This is a genomic window from Pseudoalteromonas sp. AOP31-A2-14 (assembly GCF_052378035.1).
Lineage (GTDB): Bacteria > Pseudomonadota > Gammaproteobacteria > Enterobacterales > Alteromonadaceae > Pseudoalteromonas.
The window spans coordinates 2,279,755-2,296,881 of sequence record NZ_JBQSXI010000001.1 but is presented as its reverse complement, the minus strand read 5'-3'; the positions used below and the strand labels follow the sequence as shown (position 1 = coordinate 2,296,881).

Below are 17,127 nucleotides of genomic sequence, written 5' to 3'. Positions count from 1 at the left end.
ATATTAGATACAAATCTATTGATAAAGACCTAGGTTTTCCTTGGCATAGGCTTCAAATTCAGTGAAACCACCAACATGTGTTTGGTCTACAAAAATTTGTGGAACAGTCGGGCAAGGTTTACCGGCAGACTGCTCTAAATCAGCTTTACTGATACCTTCTTTATTTATATCAATATAGCGATATTTGAAGTCATCACGCTCGTTCATTAGCTTTTCAGCAACGTTTTTTGCACGAACACAAAAAGGGCAGCCTTCACGGCCAAAAATAACTGTTAGCATATCGTTCTCCTCAATTTTATTTATCACTATCTTAACTAACTGATAGAAAATAAACAGTGCAAAAAAGCGATTAGTCTGTTCGATTTACTCGTTTTTAATTCGCATGTATTTTCGCGCGTACTGAAATACCAAGCTGACTTGAATAACCCATTAAGCGTGAAGAGATCTGTAAATATTCATCAATCACATAATAAGTAGAAAAAGCATTTATTTTATAGTTAGTCTGGATTTGTCGGTCGCTAAGTACAATCGGAGAGTTCAAATTTTAGTTCTTTATAAACTTATTGACCTTTTTTCACATTGATAATCTACAGCAATACCGATGGCGTTAGTATCTATACCTGTAATAGCGCTTTGCAAATTAGGCATGCTGTAGCGAAAAATACTGAACCAAGGAACAAAGAACCACTTTAGTATTGCTTGCGTTAAGCAAATTGCGCTACTGAAATACAGTCACTGCTGTGCTAACTAGGCCTATTAAAAGCAATTGGCCACTATACTGCGTCTTAATTTTACTTAAGCTCCAAAAAACAGTTGTTAGTTACATTTTTATAGTTGAATTAATCAGCTTAGCCCTTAGGTCTGTTTATAAGATAGTTAAAAGTTGTAAATTCTAATGTAAGGAGCACAGATATATAAATACAGAACTTAAACCTGCAATGAAAATGCCAGAGTTAATAGTTAACGATATTGATGATAACGCGGTTGATATCACTAAGCGAGAAACGGATTTACCGTGGAAGATGCTTGTTGTTTATCGAGGAAAGCACTGTCCTTTATGTACTAAACAGCTTAATGAACTTGCAACCATGAAAGATGATTTCACGACTGCAGGAGTCGAGCTAAGTGCAGTCAGTGGCGATAGTGGTGAGCAACTTAAAAAGCACCTTGAACAGCTTGATGTTAACTTCCCTTTATATAGCGGTTTAACGCTTAAGCAAATGACAGAGCTGGGTGTTTATATCAGTGAGCCGCGTAATGAGAACGAAACGGATCATCCATTTTCAGAGCCGATGATTATTGTACTCAATGAACAAAATCAAGTGCATATTCTCGACAGATCAAATGCGCCATTTTCACGCCCAGATTTAAATAGCTTGTTGTCGGGTATTAATTATATCCGCGATAATGATTATCCAATCCGCGGCACATTGGATAAATAGGCGTATTTCGCCACGCATAATTAATGCGTGGCGAAATGTTTTTATGATTTTTTAATTTATTTACTTGAAAACAATTTTACCGTCCATATATAGTTAAGTGAGGACGCCTGATGGGTCCCAAACAAAACTAAAGTAATTGAAAATTATATTATTAATTAACTTTGTCTGTACTTGTTCAACCGAAAAGTAAAGACAAAATATCGCTTAAATAAGAGGATATTATTATGCGTACAGTAGATTTATCACCCCTTTATCGTTCATTTATTGGCTTTGATCATTTAGCATCTTTAATGGATGCAGCAGCTCGCACTGACAAGCAGCCAAGTTTTCCTCCGTATAACATCGAAGCGCTCGATAAAGACAAATATTGTATTACTATGGCCGTTGCAGGCTTTAGTGACAATGAGCTGACCATTGAGTCAGAAAACAATACTTTAAAAGTTGCCGGCGTGAAGGCTGACAAAACTGAAGATATTGAACGTAAGTTTATTCATCAAGGTATTGCAGAGCGCAATTTCGAACGCAAATTCCAGCTAGGCGACCATGTAAAAGTGTTGGGCGCAGATCTTGCCAATGGATTGCTGAGTATTGAACTCCAACGTGAGATACCAGAAGCACTTAAGCCACGTAAAATAGAAATTGGCAGTGGTAACTTGCTAGAAGGTGAATAAACCTTCGTATTTTCCCTGATTATTTGTTGTTTTAGCCGCCTCATTGAGGCGGCTTTTTATTGCAGGTGCAGTAATAAATATCGTTTATAAGCTTTCAATATTATCTAGGCACCACTTAGCGCGCTTTAAAATAGCCTGTTGTTGATGCTTATCTTGTTTGTACCAATTTTTATAAATCATACCAATACGCGGGTTGTTAGTTAGTTGCTGCTCATGGCGTAACATAAACTGCCAATACAAACTGTTAAATGGGCAAGCGCTGTCTTCACTTTTTTGTTTTACATTGTAATGGCAGCTTTTACAGTAATCGCTCATTTTATTTATGTAGTTACCACTGGCTGCATAAGGTTTGGTTGCAATAATTCCGCCATCAGCGAATTGGCTCATGCCACGCGTATTGGGCATTTCAACCCACTCAATGGCATCAATGTATATGCCCAGATACCATTCATCGACTTGTTTTGGATCAATAGCGGTTAGTAAACAAAAGTTGCCGGTAATCATCAATCGTTGAATGTGGTGTGCGTAAGCGGTCTCCAAGCTTTGTTTTATAGCATGCTTCATGCAATTCATTTTTGTTTTTGCGTGCCAAAAATAATCGGGGAGTTTATTGTTTGCTGTAAGATAATTTTTATCGGCGTAATCAGGCATATGTTGCCAGTAAATACCTCGGACAAACTCTCGCCATCCAATAATCTGACGAATAAAGCCTTCTACTTGCGCAATATCGATGTCATCAGGACGAGATGTAAACTCTTCAAGCACCCGACTAACAACTTGCATTGGATGCAACATTTTACTGTTAAGTGCAAACGATAGACGACTATGGTAAAGCGTCCATTGTTCGTTGCTTTGGCAGGTCATCGCGTCTTGAAACTGGCCAAACAGTGGCAAAAGGTGCTTACAAAAGTGATTAAGTAAGCTTTTTGCTTGGCTGCGAGTGGTTGGCCAAATTAAGTTATTTGGGCATTCCCCCATGGTTTCAATAGCGTGCTTTTTAATACGTTTTATAATAGTGGCAACATTGTTATCAAAACATTTGGCGGCGGGGATCGCTGCAATATCTGATTTTTTAAGTTTATTTCTGTTTTGTTTATCAAAATTCCACTGGCCGCCTTGAGGCGTATCATCTTGCATTAGTATATTAAAACGCTTGCGCATGGCTCGATAAAAAAACTCCATTTTAACTGCTTGGTCTTTTTTGAAATGATGTTTAATGTCGGTAAAAGGCAGTAAAAAGTGTTCTGTATCGTGGGCCGTAACGGTGTAGTTACTATTTTTAGCAAACTCCGCAAGCTGGGATTTTAACCGATATTCGTCAGGATATTGGTATTCGATATTATTACACTGATAATGCTTGGCTAAACGATTAAGTAAATCAGGCAGCGAGTTATCGTTTTTTGTGTCATCTAAGGTGAGGTGTAAAACATTAAACTTCGCTTTTTGTAGAGCATTCGCAAAATCTTCCATGGCTTTAAAAAAAGCGGCCACTTTTTGTATATGATGTTTTACATAGTTAGCTTCTTGATGAAGCTCACTAATAACATAAAGTACATCATCCTGAGAGTGCTGCTTAAGCCAGCTGTGATTGGCGTTGAGCTGATCGCCTAAAACTAAACGTAAAGTAGTGTATTTCAAAATAGCCGCCCAAATTTAATTACTACGAATTGTTTAGGAAGTCCGATCGCACTTATTTCATTTTTCCGGTATAAAGGAGTTGATAGCTAATGGAGTGCTGATTTGTGAATACCAATAAACTTTATTTACTCACTGCCCGAACGGCAACTTGCCTATTTGCTGGAACTGTTACGTTTTTGTCAGAGCCAGTACACGCGTCGGTATACAAATGTGAAAAAGAAGGTGTGGTCGAGTTTAGCCAGTTCCCGTGTGGTAAAGATGCAGAACTCATTACCATCAAAGAGCAAAACCCCAGCGTGCCAGGTAACATTATTACTCATAGTCAAAATAACCAAACGCAAAATGGCAGTGTGGATACGTACATACGTATTAAGAAAATTAATGCAAAAATACAAGAGCATCAAAATAAAGTAGATACTTACACTGAGCAAATGAATAATGAAATTGCGACGTTAAAAAATCAATCCGACGCACAATTAAATAATCTGACAGGGGCAAAAAAAGAAACCGCTATTGCTAACCAAATGGCTTCTGTGGCAGAGCGTTATAATTCGTTAATTGAGCGTGAGCAACGTGATGTAGACCGCTTAATCAAAGAAAAGCAACGCCTAGAAATGAATACACAATCTGTATCTCTCTCCCCAAAAAACCAGCAAAGCCAAGAGATTGATTCGTTTATTCGTACTCAACAAATTACGCGTGAAATACAACAGCACCAATCAAAAATAGATACCTATCAAGCGCAAATGAGCCGCGAAATTGAAAGTCTTGAACAGCAAGCCAATGAATCGCCTAGTAATTTAGTAGATGCCACATTTGACAATTCATTATCACGAAAAATGAGTGCAGTGACTGCAAAGTTTAACACCTTAATTGATGTTGAACAGCGTCAAATAGACCGCCTCCAAAACGAACAAAGCAGTATCAAATAGCTCAATAGTAATAATAAACACCTGCATCAACAGCTATGCAGGTGCGCCGTGCGATCCCTTATGGCAATGACATTTGTCTGCGAGAATAGATAGCGGCTCACTACACTATTAAAAAACCGCATAACATACTGCCATCCTTGTTGTTCTGCTTGACTAAAGTCTCGACCTAAATGAATTTTTAAGGTTGTCATGAATGCTGAGCATAGTGTGGGTACGTCTTGCTCAGCCAGTTTAAGTTTGGCAAGAATATTGGCGTGGTGCTCTATGAAGGGTATAACATTCGGGGGGGTATCTAAATGCATAATAGTACGCTCTAGTGCACAATAGAGTAAGTAACTACGTTCATTTATTTGCTCGCCACTAGGGTATTGTAACGACAAAGGCTGGCGTGTAAGTTGATTATAGAAAGTGATAGCAAAACAGTGAAAGTTAGGCTTCAAGGTCGCGATACTGCGTTTTAAAAGAGTGTGATGATATCTGTTCATGATAATGAAAAACCTCTAAAAAATAACGACTGTCTCGAACTGTTATGGCTGAATCTGATTTGAGTATAGTTCAGCCTTGTGTTTTTACATTAAATTAGCGTGTGTTTATTGATTTTCGATTAATGTTCATGCGTATGTAAACTTCACTGCTACGACCATTTTCGCTATATTTTATTCCTATTAACTTTAATTCTAGAGCTTATAAATAGTGCAGCTTAAATGGCTATTACAATGATATTTATTGTGTAGTTTTTGGTTGCTAATTACGCTAAGCACCTTTATAATAGCCGCCATTGATTAGTAACCTTAGTGTATTACTTATTATTAAGTTATAAGTTGGATGCGAGCTAGGGATTAGTACTAATAAATGTGATATTAGTTTTATTACTGATATTTTTGGCGCGGGATGGAGCAGTCTGGTAGCTCGTCGGGCTCATAACCCGAAGGTCGTTGGTTCAAATCCGGCTCCCGCAACCAATCTTTTGTAAGTAGATTTAACTTACAGGTTTAAGTCGCGCATTCTAAGTAATGCGCGTTTTGCGTTTAGGCTTTGAATAGCTTATTTGGTCGCTAAGCGACTCGCAGCCAAGCTTGGCCTAAGGCCACACAGTTTTTATGCTTTAGGTGTGACGCCCCGCTTGGTACGGGGCGTTGTTGTATCTGCGCCACTTGGTTTTCACCAAGTAATAAGCGATGTATTTAGGGCTATAAGCCCTTTTTTTGTTTGTATGGAGAATTTTCGTGACAAAACTTGAGCAAGATTTATTAACCATGCTTTCGCCAGCAGTTGAAATGTTAGGCTTTGAACTGCATGGTCTTGAGTTTGTACAAGCGGGTCGCCATTCTACGCTTAGGGTCTACATTGATCATGATGCGGGGATTTCGGTTGACAATTGCGCAGATGCAAGCCGTCAAGTAAGTGCTATTTTAGATGTCGAAGACCCAATTACAAATGAATATGATTTGGAAGTGTCCTCTCCTGGTGTTGATCGTCCATTATTCAAACAAGATCACTACGAGAAGGCACAGGGAGAAGAAGTACGCGTGCGTACTAAGCTTCCACAAGATGGTCGTCGTAATTTTAAAGGCGATTTAGTAGCAGTTAGCAGTGATATGATTACACTTTCAGTAGATGGTTCTGAGCAGTTAATTATGCTTAGTAATATTGAACGTGCGAACATCATCGCAAAGTTTTAATTCGAGTGCGAAGGAATAGGGCAAGCGAGGCATAACCCATGGCAAAAGAGATATTATTGGTTGCTGAAGCCGTTTCCAATGAGAAAGCGGTTCCAAAAGAAAAGATTTTTGAAGCATTAGAGTTCGCACTAGCGACAGCGACAAAGAAAAAGCACGATGGTGACATTGAAGTACGTGTAGCAATCGACCGTAAAACCGGTGATTACGACACTTACCGTCGTTGGCAGATTGCCGAGATTTTAGAAGATGGTTCATTAGAAAACCCTTACAGCGAAATTACCTTAGAAGCGGCACAAGTTGAAGAACCTGACCTGCAAATGGGCGATTATGTTGAAGAGCAAATTGAATCAATTAAGTTTGACCGTATTACTACGCAAATGGCTAAGCAAGTTATCGTACAAAAGGTACGTGAGGCTGAGCGCGCACTAGTAGTCGAAGCGTATAAAGATCAACAAGGTGAGTTAGTAACAGGTGTGGTTAAAAAAGCCACGCGTGATGCAATCGTACTTGATTTAGGTAACAACGCTGAGGCGGTTATTTATCGTGACGATATGTTACCGCGTGAAAACTTCCGCCCAGGTGATCGTATTCGTGGTTTACTTTATGAAGTAAAACCAGAAGCACGTGGTGCACAGTTATTTGTAACGCGTTCTAAGCCAGAAATGTTAATGGAGTTATTCCGCATTGAGGTGCCAGAGATTGGCGAAGAAATGATTGAACTTCGTGCAGCTGCACGTGATCCAGGATCTCGCGCTAAAATCGCTGTTAAATCTAACGACAAACGTATTGATCCTGTTGGAGCGTGTGTTGGTATGCGTGGCGCACGTGTTCAAGCTGTTTCATCAGAGCTTGGCGGCGAACGTGTTGATATCGTTTTATACGATGATAACCCTGCGCAGTTTGTTATTAATTCAATGGCGCCTGCTGAAGTTGCATCAATCGTAATGGATGAAGACACTCACTCAATGGATATCGCAGTAGAAGCCGATAACTTAGCACAAGCGATTGGTCGAAATGGTCAAAATGTACGTCTTGCTAGTCAGTTAACTGGTTGGGAATTGAACGTCATGACTGTTGAAGACATGCGTACTAAAAACGAAGCTGAATCAGATAAGTTAATTAACTTATTCACTCAATATCTAGATATTGATGATGAGTTTGCATCACTACTAATTAACGAAGGTTTCTCAACCCTTGAAGAAGTAGCATATGTACCAGCCTCTGAGTTTTTAGAAATTGATGGTTTAGATGAAGAAACTGTGGACGCACTTCGTTCACGCGCTAAAGACGCATTAACGACTAAAGCACTTAAAGATGAAGAAAGCTTAGATGGTGTAGAACCAGCTGAAGACTTACTTACGCTTGAAGGCTTAGAGCGTCATTTAGCATTTGTTATGGCCAGTAAAGGGGTTATAACGTTAGAAGATTTAGCCGAACAAGGCATAGATGAATTAGTGGATATTACAGAGCTTTCTTCAGAGAAAGCTGGTGAGCTTATCATGGCTGCACGTAATATTTGTTGGTTTGCAGACGAGTAATTTATTAACGGAGGTATAATACACCATGGCAGAAGTAAACGTTGAAAAACTAGCCGGAGATATAGGTACAACTGTTGATAAATTGCTACAGCAGTTTTCACAAGCCGGTATTACCAAACAAGCTGGTGATAATGTTACTGAAACTGAAAAAGCGACATTACTTGATCACTTAAGTAAATCACACGGTGGCACGGGTTCTGATGGCCCTGCACGTATGACCTTACAGCGTAAGAGCAAAAGCACACTAAGTGTAACCGGCTCTACCGGTAAAGCGAAAGCGGTACAAGTTGAAGTGCGTAAAACCCGCACTTACGTTAAAAAAAGCGCTCTTGAGCAACAGCAAGAACAAGAACGCTTAGCCGCTGAAGAAGCAGCACATCGTGCTGAACAAGAGCAAGCAGCAAAAGAAGCTGCTGAGCTTAAAGCCAAACAAGACGCTGAACGTAAAGCCAAAGAAGAAGCTGATCGTAAAGCGAAAGAAGAAGCTAAACGAAAAGCTGATGCTGAACGTTTAGCGAAACAACAGCAGATGACCCCTGAGCAAAGTGCTAAGTCTGAGAAAGATCGCATCGAAGCTGAGCGTCTGCAAAAAGAAGCAGAAGAGGCCGCATTGAATAAAGCTGAAGAAGAAGCGAAACGTCAAGCAGAAGAGGCAAGAAAGCTAGCTGAAGAGAACTCAGTACGCTGGAAGAAAGAAGAAGAAGAACGTAAGAAACGTGAAGAAACCGCGGATCACCATCTTACGACTTCAACTTACGCACGTGAAGCAGAAGATGTTGCTGATGCGCGTGATGAGCAAGGTTCACGCCGTGCGAAGAAAAAGAAAAAAGCACCAGGAAAGGATCGGTTCGCTGGTTCTAAGGGAAAAAAAGGTAAGCTTAAAGCTCCTACATCACTACAGCATGGCTTCCAAAAGCCAACTGCGGATGTGAAAAATGAAGTACGCATTAGCGAAACAATCACAGTAGCTGAGCTTGCATCACGCATGGCCATTAAAGGCGCTGAAGTTGTCAAAACAATGATGAAAATGGGTGACATGGTTACTATTAACCAAGTGATAGACCAAGAAACTGCGCAACTTGTTGCAGAGGAAATGGGTCACAAGGTTATCATTGTTAATGAAAACGAATTAGAGCAAACAGTACTGAACGACCGTCATGAAGATGGCAAATCTGAACCACGTGCTCCTGTTGTTACTGTAATGGGTCACGTTGACCATGGTAAAACATCAACACTTGATTATATTCGTGAAGCAAAAGTAGCATCAGGCGAAGCCGGTGGTATTACTCAGCATATTGGTGCATACCACGTTGACACTAACGGCCACATGATCACGTTCTTAGATACCCCTGGTCATGCTGCGTTTACTTCAATGCGTGCACGTGGTGCGAAAGCAACTGATATCGTAATCCTAGTCGTTGCAGCAGATGATGGCGTAATGCCACAAACTAAAGAAGCGGTACAGCATGCTCGCGCAGCTGGCGTTCCTTTAATTATTGCTGTTAACAAAATGGATAAAGAAGGCGCAGATCCAGATCGCGTTAAAAACGAGTTATCTCAATTTGACGTTATTCCTGAAGACTGGGGCGGTGAAACACAATTTGTTCATATCTCTGCAAAAACAGGTTTAGGTATTGATGATTTACTTGAAGCGATAGTAAACCAAGCTGAGTTATTAGAGCTATCAGCTCCTAGTGAAGGTATGGCAGCGGGTGTGGTAATTGAATCTCGCCTTGATAAAGGTCGTGGTCCTGTTGCTTCTGTGCTTGTGCAGTCTGGTACACTAAACCAAGGTGATATCGTACTATGTGGTCTTGAATACGGCCGCGTACGTGCAATGAAAGATGAAAACGGTAAAGACATCAAGTCTGCGGGTCCTTCAATTCCAGTTGAAATTCTAGGTTTGTCAGGTATTCCTGCGGCCGGTGATGAAGCGACTGTTGTTAAGGATGAGCGTAAAGCGCGTGAAGTTGCTTTATATCGCCAAGGTAAATTCCGCGATGTTAAACTTGCTCGTCAGCAAAAAGCGAAACTTGAGAACATGTTTACTAACATGACTGAAGGCGATGTATCTGAAGTTAACATCGTGCTTAAAGCAGACGTTCAAGGTTCAATTGAAGCGATTGCAGATTCACTAACTAAACTCTCTACTGATGAAGTTAAAGTGAAGATTGTTGGCTCTGGTGTTGGTGGTATAACTGAAACAGACGCAACACTTGCTGCAGCGTCTAACGCGATTGTAGTTGGCTTTAACGTTCGTGCTGATGCATCTGCTCGTAAGGTTATCGATACTGAGAACTTAGACCTACGTTACTATGGCGTTATTTACAGCTTGATTGACGAAGTTAAACAGGCAATGTCTGGTATGCTTGCGCCTGAATTCAAACAAGAGATCATTGGTCTTGCTCAAGTACGTGATGTATTTAAGTCACCTAAAATTGGCGCTATCGCTGGTTGTATGGTTACTGAAGGTACTATTAAGCGTAGCGCACCAATTCGTGTACTTCGTGAAAACGTGGTTATTTACGAAGGGGAGCTTGAGTCATTACGTCGCTTTAAAGATGATGTTCAAGACGTTCGTAACGGTATGGAATGTGGTATCGGCGTTAAGAACTACAATGATGTTAAAGTTGGCGACCAAATCGAAGTATTTGAAACAGTTGAAGTACAACGTAGTCTTTAATTGTTAACTTGCTAAACTAATAAATGGGGGCTTAGCCCCCATTTGTGTATCTATTATTTAATTATCTTATTATTATTTTTCAATAAGTTATATTTTTAGGACCAGTACAATGAGAGAGTTTTCTCGCACTGATCGTGTTGCACAGCAAATTCAAAAAGAAATTGCCGTGATTTTACAACGCGAAATTAAAGATCCACGCTTAGGTATGGTGACAGTGTCTGCGGTAGAAGTATCGCGCGACTTATCTTATGCCAAAGTATTTATCACGGTATATAACACCGAAGATGAAAACGCAGCAAAACAAAGTGCCAAAGTACTTAACGAAGCAACCGGTTACATTCGCTCGTTATTAGGCAAGCGTATTCGTGCGCGTATTATGCCAGAGCTTAAATTCACAGTTGATAATTCATTAATGGAAGGGATGCGTATCTCTAACTTAGTGGATTCAGTTATTCGTGAAGATAACGCTAAGCACATTGATGATGAAACAGATAACGAAGAAGGCACAAAAGACTAATGGCTAGGCGCAGTAAAGGTCGCCCAATTGACGGTATTTTATTATTAAATAAGCCAGAAGGCATTACATCTAATAAAGCGTTGCAACAAGCTAAAGGTATTTACTTTGCACAAAAAGCGGGGCACACCGGTGCACTGGATCCGCTGGCGACCGGGATGTTACCAATCTGTTTTGGTGAAGCGACTAAGTTTTCCCAGTTTTTACTCGATATAGATAAAACCTATGTAGTACGGGCTAAGCTAGGTGAACGCACAACTACGTCTGACTCAGAAGGTGAAGTAGTCAGCAGTAAAGAAGTCAATGTCACACACGCGCAGTTAAGCAAGGAAGTGGCTGATTTTTTAGGTGAGTCGGAACAATACCCGTCAATGTACTCAGCACTTAAGTACGAAGGTAAGCCTTTGTATAAGTATGCCCGTGAAGGCATTGAAGTGCCGCGTAAATGCCGAAAAATTAACGTTTATAGTATTACGCTTGATGAGTTTGATGAAGTAAGTAACGAAATACAAATGACCGTACATGTTTCTAAAGGCACGTACATTCGCACTATCGTAGATGATTTAGGTGAAAAGCTAGGTTGTGGTGCGCATGTGATAATGCTTCATCGTAGCGCAGTGGGTCATTATCCAAGCGATAAAATGGTCACTCTTGAGCAGCTTGAAGAAAAGCTACAACAGGCACAAACAGAAGAATTATCACCTTCTGTATATTTAGATACGCTGTTATTGCCAATAGATACAGCATTAGTTGACTTACCAGTGATTGAGATAAGCCATGAACAAGGCCTTGCTTTTAGTCACGGCCAAGCGGTAGTGATAGGTCAGCCACTCCCTGATGGGCCTGTTAAGGTTATGGCTGCGGGTACTTTTATTGGCACTGGTGAAAAAAACCGTGATGGCCACTTAAAGTCAAAGCGTGGCTTATCTAACCAATTACCAGAAAACTCATAAAGTTTAACTTGTAGTTATGCTGTAAGCTGGTAAAATGCGCACGCTTAATCGTTTTGGCTGAATTAGTGATCGGCTAAAGCACCTTTTAAATTTATTTTTGGAGTTACTATGTCACTAAGCAATCAAGAAAAAATCGATATCATCGCAAAATTCGCACGTGCAGAAGGCGACACTGGTTCACCTGAAGTACAAGTTGCACTTTTAACTTTTGATATCAACAAGCTTCAAGGTCACTTTGCTGATCACAAGCATGACTTCCACTCTCGTCGTGGTCTGCTTCGTAAAGTAAGCACTCGTCGTAAATTGCTTGATTACCTTAAAGGTAAAGATATCTCGCGTTATACTGCGTTAATCAAAGAACTTGGCCTACGTCGCTAAGCAATTGATTATCAAAAAAGGAGCTTTTTAGCTCCTTTTTTTGTGCCTGTAGTTTAATCTAAGCTCTTCAAAACATGTGATAATCTCTCTCTAATTTGCGGTTACAACCGCTGCATATTAGTCACTCTTTTTATTAAATGCTGGACTCGCATTTTTACGTCGCTTTGGTATATACTATGCGCGTAGATAAAAAGGTTTATCTACGTTTATTCACATCATTGCCAATTGTAGTACTTAATTGATTTCCAACTGAATACAATTATGTACTGTAATTGGTACTTTGATGAAAAATTTAGAACATTTAAAAATCATTTAAGGACATTTTAAGTGCAAGCAATTATTAAAGAATTTCAACTAGGTCAGCACACTGTAACCCTAGAAACTGGTGCAATCGCTCGTCAAGCAGACGGCGCTGTACTTGCAAGTATTGGCGACACTTCAGTATTAGTTACTGTTGTTGGTAAGCGTGAAGCACAACCTGGTCAAGACTTTTTCCCACTAACAGTTAACTACCAAGAGCGTATGTACGCTGCAGGTCGTATTCCTGGTGGCTTCTTAAAACGTGAAGGTCGTCCTAACGACGGTGAAACACTTATCGCACGTCTTATTGACCGTCCAATTCGTCCACTTTTCCCAAATGGTTTCGTAAACGAAGTACAAGTTATTGCTACTGTTGTTTCTGTTAATCCTGAAATTCAACCGGATATGGTTGCGATGATTGGTACTTCAGCGGCACTTGCCATCTCTGGTATTCCATTTAGCGGTCCAATTGGTGCATCACGTGTTGGTTACATCGACGGTGAATATGTACTTAACCCAACACTAAAAGAGCTTGAAGAAAGCCAACTTGATTTAGTTGTTGCGGGTACTGATAACGCAGTGCTAATGGTTGAGTCAGAAGCAGACGTACTTGCTGAAGACGTAATGCTAGGTGCGGTTGTTTATGGTCATGAGCAATCTCAGTCTATCATCAACGCTATCAACGAATTTAAAGCAGAAGCTGGCAAACCTACATGGGATTGGACTGCTCCTGAGAAAAACGTATCTCTAGAAGAGAAAGTTGCATCTTTAGCTGCAGATAAAGTAGGCGAAGCTTACCGCATCACTGATAAAGTAGCACGTAAAGAAGCATTAGGCGCAGCGAAAGACGTTGTTGTTGAAGCATTAACGAGCGAACTTGCTGAAGGCGAGTCTTTAGACAAGCAAGAAGTAGGCAAAGTATTTGGCTCTCTTGAGAAGAGAATCGTTCGTGGCCGTATCGCCGCTGGCGAAAAGCGTATCGATGGACGTGAACCAGATATGATCCGCGCACTTGACGTAATGACCGGTGTATTACCGCGTACTCATGGTTCAGCTATCTTTACCCGTGGTGAAACTCAAGCATTAGTTACGGCTACACTAGGTACAGAACGTGATTCACAGTTAATCGACGATTTAACTGGCACGCATAAAAACCACTTTATGCTTAACTACAACTTCCCTCCGTTCTGCGTAGGCGAAACTGGTTTTGTTGGTTCTCCTAAGCGTCGCGAAATTGGTCACGGTAACCTGGCTAAGCGTGGTATTTCTGCTGTAATGCCAACATTGACTGAATTCCCATATTCAATCCGTGTAGTATCTGAAATCACTGAATCAAACGGTTCATCTTCAATGGCGTCAGTATGTGGTACTTCACTTGCACTTATGAATGCAGGTGTACCAATCAAAGCTTCTGTTGCAGGTATCGCTATGGGTCTAGTTAAAGAAGACGAGAAGTTCGTTGTTCTTTCTGACATTTTAGGTGATGAAGATCACTTAGGTGACATGGACTTTAAAGTTGCGGGTACTTCAAACGGTATTACAGCTCTACAGATGGATATCAAAATTGAAGGTATCACTCAAGAGATCATGCAGATTGCCCTTAAACAAGCAAAAGCTGCACGTTTACACATCTTAGGTGTAATGGACGAAGCAATTTCAGCGCCGTCTGAAGAGCTTTCTATGTTTGCTCCACGCATCTATACGATGAAAATACCACAGAAGAAAATCGCTGAAGTTATTGGTAAAGGCGGCGCAACTATTCGTCAGCTTACTGAAGAAACAGGTACTACGATTGAAATTGGTGATGATGGCACAATTAAAATTGCCGCTACAGATGGCGAAAGTGCAGCTAATGCAATTAGCCGTATTGAGCAATTAACTGCTGAACTTGAAGTAGGTACTATCTACGAAGGTAAAGTTGTACGTATTGTTGATTTCGGTGCGTTTGTAAACATTCTTCCTGGTAAAGATGGTTTAGTACATATTTCTCAAATTAGTACTGAGCGCGTTAATAACGTGGCTGATCACCTTTCTGAAGGTCAAGAAGTTAAAGTTAAAGTACTAGAAGTAGATCGCCAAGGCCGTGTACGTCTAAGTATTAAAGAAGCAATGGAGTCAGCACCTGCGGCTGATGAGTCTAGCGACGCATAATTGTTGATATTTAATCCAGTTATTTACTGGATACTGTAAAAAGGGGCTGTTTAGCCCTTTTTTTTTGTGCTTTAATGAAACCTCTTTATATACGTCTTGTCTATATTGCTTACTTTTCAGGTATTAAGGATTTTAATGATTTTTAAACATTTAGCCTTGGCATCGTTTGCTATTTTGTCTTTAAGCGCTTGCCAAGCTACATCAGATGCACAACCCGCACCGATTGTTAATGTGCCTTTTACCGCACCATTATCGTCTGATTTTCGAAGCGAAATAGCCATTGCCCGCTATTCAGAATTACTTAATCGCGCTGATTTAACGTCCGATCAGCAAGCCAAGCTTTATTATGACCGTGGTGTATTATTTGACAGTTTAGGTATGACGACGTTAGCTCGTATTGACTTTAATCGTGCAGTTAAAATGAAGCCTGACTTATCTGAAGTGTATAATTTTTTAGGCACACACCAAACACTAATGCAGCAGTATGGAAAAGCCTATGAGTTTTTTGATTCGGCACTAGAGCTTAACGATAAGCATGAGTACACTTATCTTAGCAGAGGGATCGCGCTTTATTATGGCGACCGTCCACGTTTAGCTGCTGCTGACTTTAGTGAATTTTTAGCACGATCTCCTAACGATGTATACCGTATTTTATGGTTATATTTAGCGCAAGCAGAAGATGATCAGATGCAAGCGCTCGGTGACTTAAAATCTAATGCACAAGGGCTTGATGAAAGCCAATGGGCTTACCAATTAATAGCTTTGTACGCTGGTGATATCGATGAAGACACTTTTTTAAACAGCATAAGTGAAGGTGTAAGCTCAGAAAAAGAGTACGCTCAGCGCTTATGCGAAGCCTATTTTTATTTAGCGAAGCAGCATCAAGCCGAAGGTAACACTAATCTTGCCGCTGATTATTTTCGCTTAGCACTTTCGACCAATGTTCATGAATTTCTTGAGTACAAATACGCTCGGTTAGAGCTGGAGATAATGGCAGGTGAAGACGCCAGTTAATGCGTTAAAAGTTGCTCTTTGTTGTTTGGGTTTGTTATGTATAGCAGGCTCAAGCAATCATTATTTTAAGTTGGCTTTTTATCATAGCCAGCTGCAATCGCGAACTACAACACAAAGTTACTTTCAATTTCCTGGGCGTTATTTAAGCCACCTTAATGATGTAAACGATGACAGCCTGTTTGAACTTGTTACTTTGGGTGTTCATGATGCAACGTTTCATTGGTCGTTACGACTACTTGAGAAAGACTATGTAAAACGTGCTAAACGTTACTGGGAAAGTACTGTTGTCACACAAAAACCACCACAGCGTCTGCAATTAGCTGAGCAACTCCTGCGTTTAAAGCAATGGCCTGATATGGCCGCGCTTGCCAAGCAATCATTAATTCCTAACAGTACTGAACTTGAAATCATTAAACTGCATCTTGGGGTACTACCAAGAGAAATTAGTTCTCAGTTTGCCAAAGAATATTCTTTTTTACTAAATGCCCAGCAAGCCAAAGCCAGCTTAAAGTGTCGCTTTAATGTGTTATTAATGAGCGATCACTTGCAAGGTTTAGAGGTGCTTAATACGTATAAAACACGTTACCAGCAGCAACCAGAGCCAAGCGAGGGTAGCTTTTGTTTGTCAGCGCCGGTTTATCTTGGTAAAAAAATTAGCTGTAATAATAATCCAAAGCAGCGTGCATATTGTCAGTGGCGGCCTTTTTTTGAAAAGACCCGCTTAGCGGAAGGTTTTGACTTTATTGTGATGATGCCGCGTAAAGGCACCGCAAGTGTGCAAAGTGGTATTATGCACTTAAGTTCAAATAGTCATTATGGGGTATTTTTGCATGAGCTTATGCATTTCAGTGGTTTTGAAGATGAGTACCCACTACCAATTGCTAAACAACAATGGTTATGTGGGTTAGCGGGGAGAGTCGCGCCTAATCTCTTTATTAGCCATGGTAATCCACCACCAGAAGGGTGGCATCTTAGTCAGGCATGCAACCAAGCTGGGAAGGCTTATAAACCGGCTAAAAACTTTTCGATTATGCAGTATCAACAGCAACCTTTGTCGGCAGAATACAGACGTTTATGGCAGCAACAAGTTGATGATTTATCAGTTAAACCGCTTAGATATACTGATTTATTTAGCCGTTTTTCTGAGGCAGATAGAGGCATCAACAATATGATAAATAAAAACCTGAGTGAATAATTCTGTAAACAATCTGAATTTAATGTGAAGGGTGCT

15 protein-coding genes and 1 tRNA gene are annotated in these 17,127 nt (G+C 40.4%); 13 read left to right on the top strand and 3 right to left on the bottom strand.

Translation table 11 applies throughout. From position 1 onward, the window contains the following. Window positions 1-15: 15 nt before the first annotated feature. Window positions 16-279 (bottom strand): GrxA family glutaredoxin, encoded by a 264-nt coding sequence (locus tag ACT3S9_RS10620; protein ID WP_441836213.1) that lies wholly within the window; start codon window positions 277-279, stop codon window positions 16-18. A 665-nt stretch (window positions 280-944) separates the two neighbouring features. On the opposite strand from ACT3S9_RS10620, the gene ACT3S9_RS10615 reads away from it, so the two are divergent. Beyond that, window positions 945-1,442: a redoxin domain-containing protein gene (locus ACT3S9_RS10615; RefSeq protein WP_441836215.1), complete on the top strand. Its 498-nt coding sequence runs from the start codon at window positions 945-947 to the stop codon at window positions 1,440-1,442. Window positions 1,443-1,666: 224 nt separating this feature from the next. Continuing rightward, on the top strand, window positions 1,667-2,113 hold the full coding sequence (locus tag ACT3S9_RS10610) for an Hsp20 family protein (protein WP_444750935.1): 447 nt from the start codon (window positions 1,667-1,669) through the stop codon (window positions 2,111-2,113). A gap of 84 nt (window positions 2,114-2,197) precedes the next feature. Here ACT3S9_RS10610 and ACT3S9_RS10605 read toward each other — a convergent pair whose 3' ends face one another. Continuing rightward, the gene (locus ACT3S9_RS10605; protein WP_441836219.1) at window positions 2,198-3,754 is read right to left on the bottom strand and encodes a cryptochrome/photolyase family protein; all 1,557 of its coding nucleotides are present in this window, start codon (window positions 3,752-3,754) and stop codon (window positions 2,198-2,200) included. 101 nt (window positions 3,755-3,855) lie between these two features. Between ACT3S9_RS10605 and ACT3S9_RS10600 the strand changes: the two genes are divergently transcribed. Next, on the top strand, window positions 3,856-4,683 hold the full coding sequence (locus ACT3S9_RS10600) for a hypothetical protein (RefSeq protein WP_441836217.1): 828 nt from the start codon (window positions 3,856-3,858) through the stop codon (window positions 4,681-4,683). A gap of 26 nt (window positions 4,684-4,709) precedes the next feature. Here the strand turns inward: ACT3S9_RS10600 and ACT3S9_RS10595 are convergent, their stop codons facing one another. Then, entirely contained in the window at window positions 4,710-5,168 is a 459-nt protein-coding gene (locus ACT3S9_RS10595) for a globin (protein ID WP_441994729.1), read from the bottom strand. Between the two features lie 400 nt (window positions 5,169-5,568). Here ACT3S9_RS10595 and ACT3S9_RS10590 point away from each other — a divergent pair. The 10 genes from ACT3S9_RS10590 (at window position 5,569) to ACT3S9_RS10545 (ending at window position 17,091) form a co-directional block, all read left to right on the top strand. Beyond that, window positions 5,569-5,645: transfer RNA gene (locus tag ACT3S9_RS10590), tRNA-Met, on the top strand. Between the two features lie 264 nt (window positions 5,646-5,909). After that, on the top strand, window positions 5,910-6,365 hold the full coding sequence (gene rimP, locus ACT3S9_RS10585) for a ribosome maturation factor RimP (protein WP_441836316.1): 456 nt from the start codon (window positions 5,910-5,912) through the stop codon (window positions 6,363-6,365). A gap of 38 nt (window positions 6,366-6,403) precedes the next feature. Beyond that, complete coding sequence (gene nusA / locus ACT3S9_RS10580) at window positions 6,404-7,903, top strand: transcription termination factor NusA (protein WP_441833759.1); 1,500 nt, start codon at window positions 6,404-6,406, stop codon at window positions 7,901-7,903. Window positions 7,904-7,928: 25 nt separating this feature from the next. Then, window positions 7,929-10,586: a translation initiation factor IF-2 gene (infB, locus tag ACT3S9_RS10575; protein ID WP_441836315.1), complete on the top strand. Its 2,658-nt coding sequence runs from the start codon at window positions 7,929-7,931 to the stop codon at window positions 10,584-10,586. Between the two features lie 109 nt (window positions 10,587-10,695). Next, the gene (gene rbfA, locus ACT3S9_RS10570) at window positions 10,696-11,103 is read left to right on the top strand and encodes a 30S ribosome-binding factor RbfA (RefSeq protein ID WP_441836314.1); all 408 of its coding nucleotides are present in this window, start codon (window positions 10,696-10,698) and stop codon (window positions 11,101-11,103) included. Further along, window positions 11,103-12,053 carry a tRNA pseudouridine(55) synthase TruB gene (truB, locus tag ACT3S9_RS10565; protein ID WP_441836313.1) on the top strand — a complete coding sequence of 317 codons (951 nt, stop codon included), beginning with the start codon at window positions 11,103-11,105 and terminating at the stop codon, window positions 12,051-12,053. The genes rbfA and truB overlap by 1 nt, the downstream gene beginning before the upstream one ends. A gap of 108 nt (window positions 12,054-12,161) precedes the next feature. Next, window positions 12,162-12,431: a 30S ribosomal protein S15 gene (gene rpsO, locus ACT3S9_RS10560; protein WP_006793376.1), complete on the top strand. Its 270-nt coding sequence runs from the start codon at window positions 12,162-12,164 to the stop codon at window positions 12,429-12,431. Window positions 12,432-12,758: 327 nt separating this feature from the next. Then, window positions 12,759-14,882, top strand: coding sequence for a polyribonucleotide nucleotidyltransferase (gene pnp / locus ACT3S9_RS10555; RefSeq protein WP_441835982.1), 2,124 nt, complete (start codon window positions 12,759-12,761; stop codon window positions 14,880-14,882). 135 nt (window positions 14,883-15,017) lie between these two features. Further along, window positions 15,018-15,896, top strand: a complete 879-nt coding sequence (gene nlpI / locus ACT3S9_RS10550; protein WP_441835981.1) for a lipoprotein NlpI — start codon at window positions 15,018-15,020, stop codon at window positions 15,894-15,896. Next, entirely contained in the window at window positions 15,880-17,091 is a 1,212-nt protein-coding gene (locus tag ACT3S9_RS10545; RefSeq protein WP_441835980.1) for a hypothetical protein, read from the top strand. The genes nlpI and ACT3S9_RS10545 overlap by 17 nt, the downstream gene beginning before the upstream one ends. Window positions 17,092-17,127 lie beyond the last annotated feature (36 nt).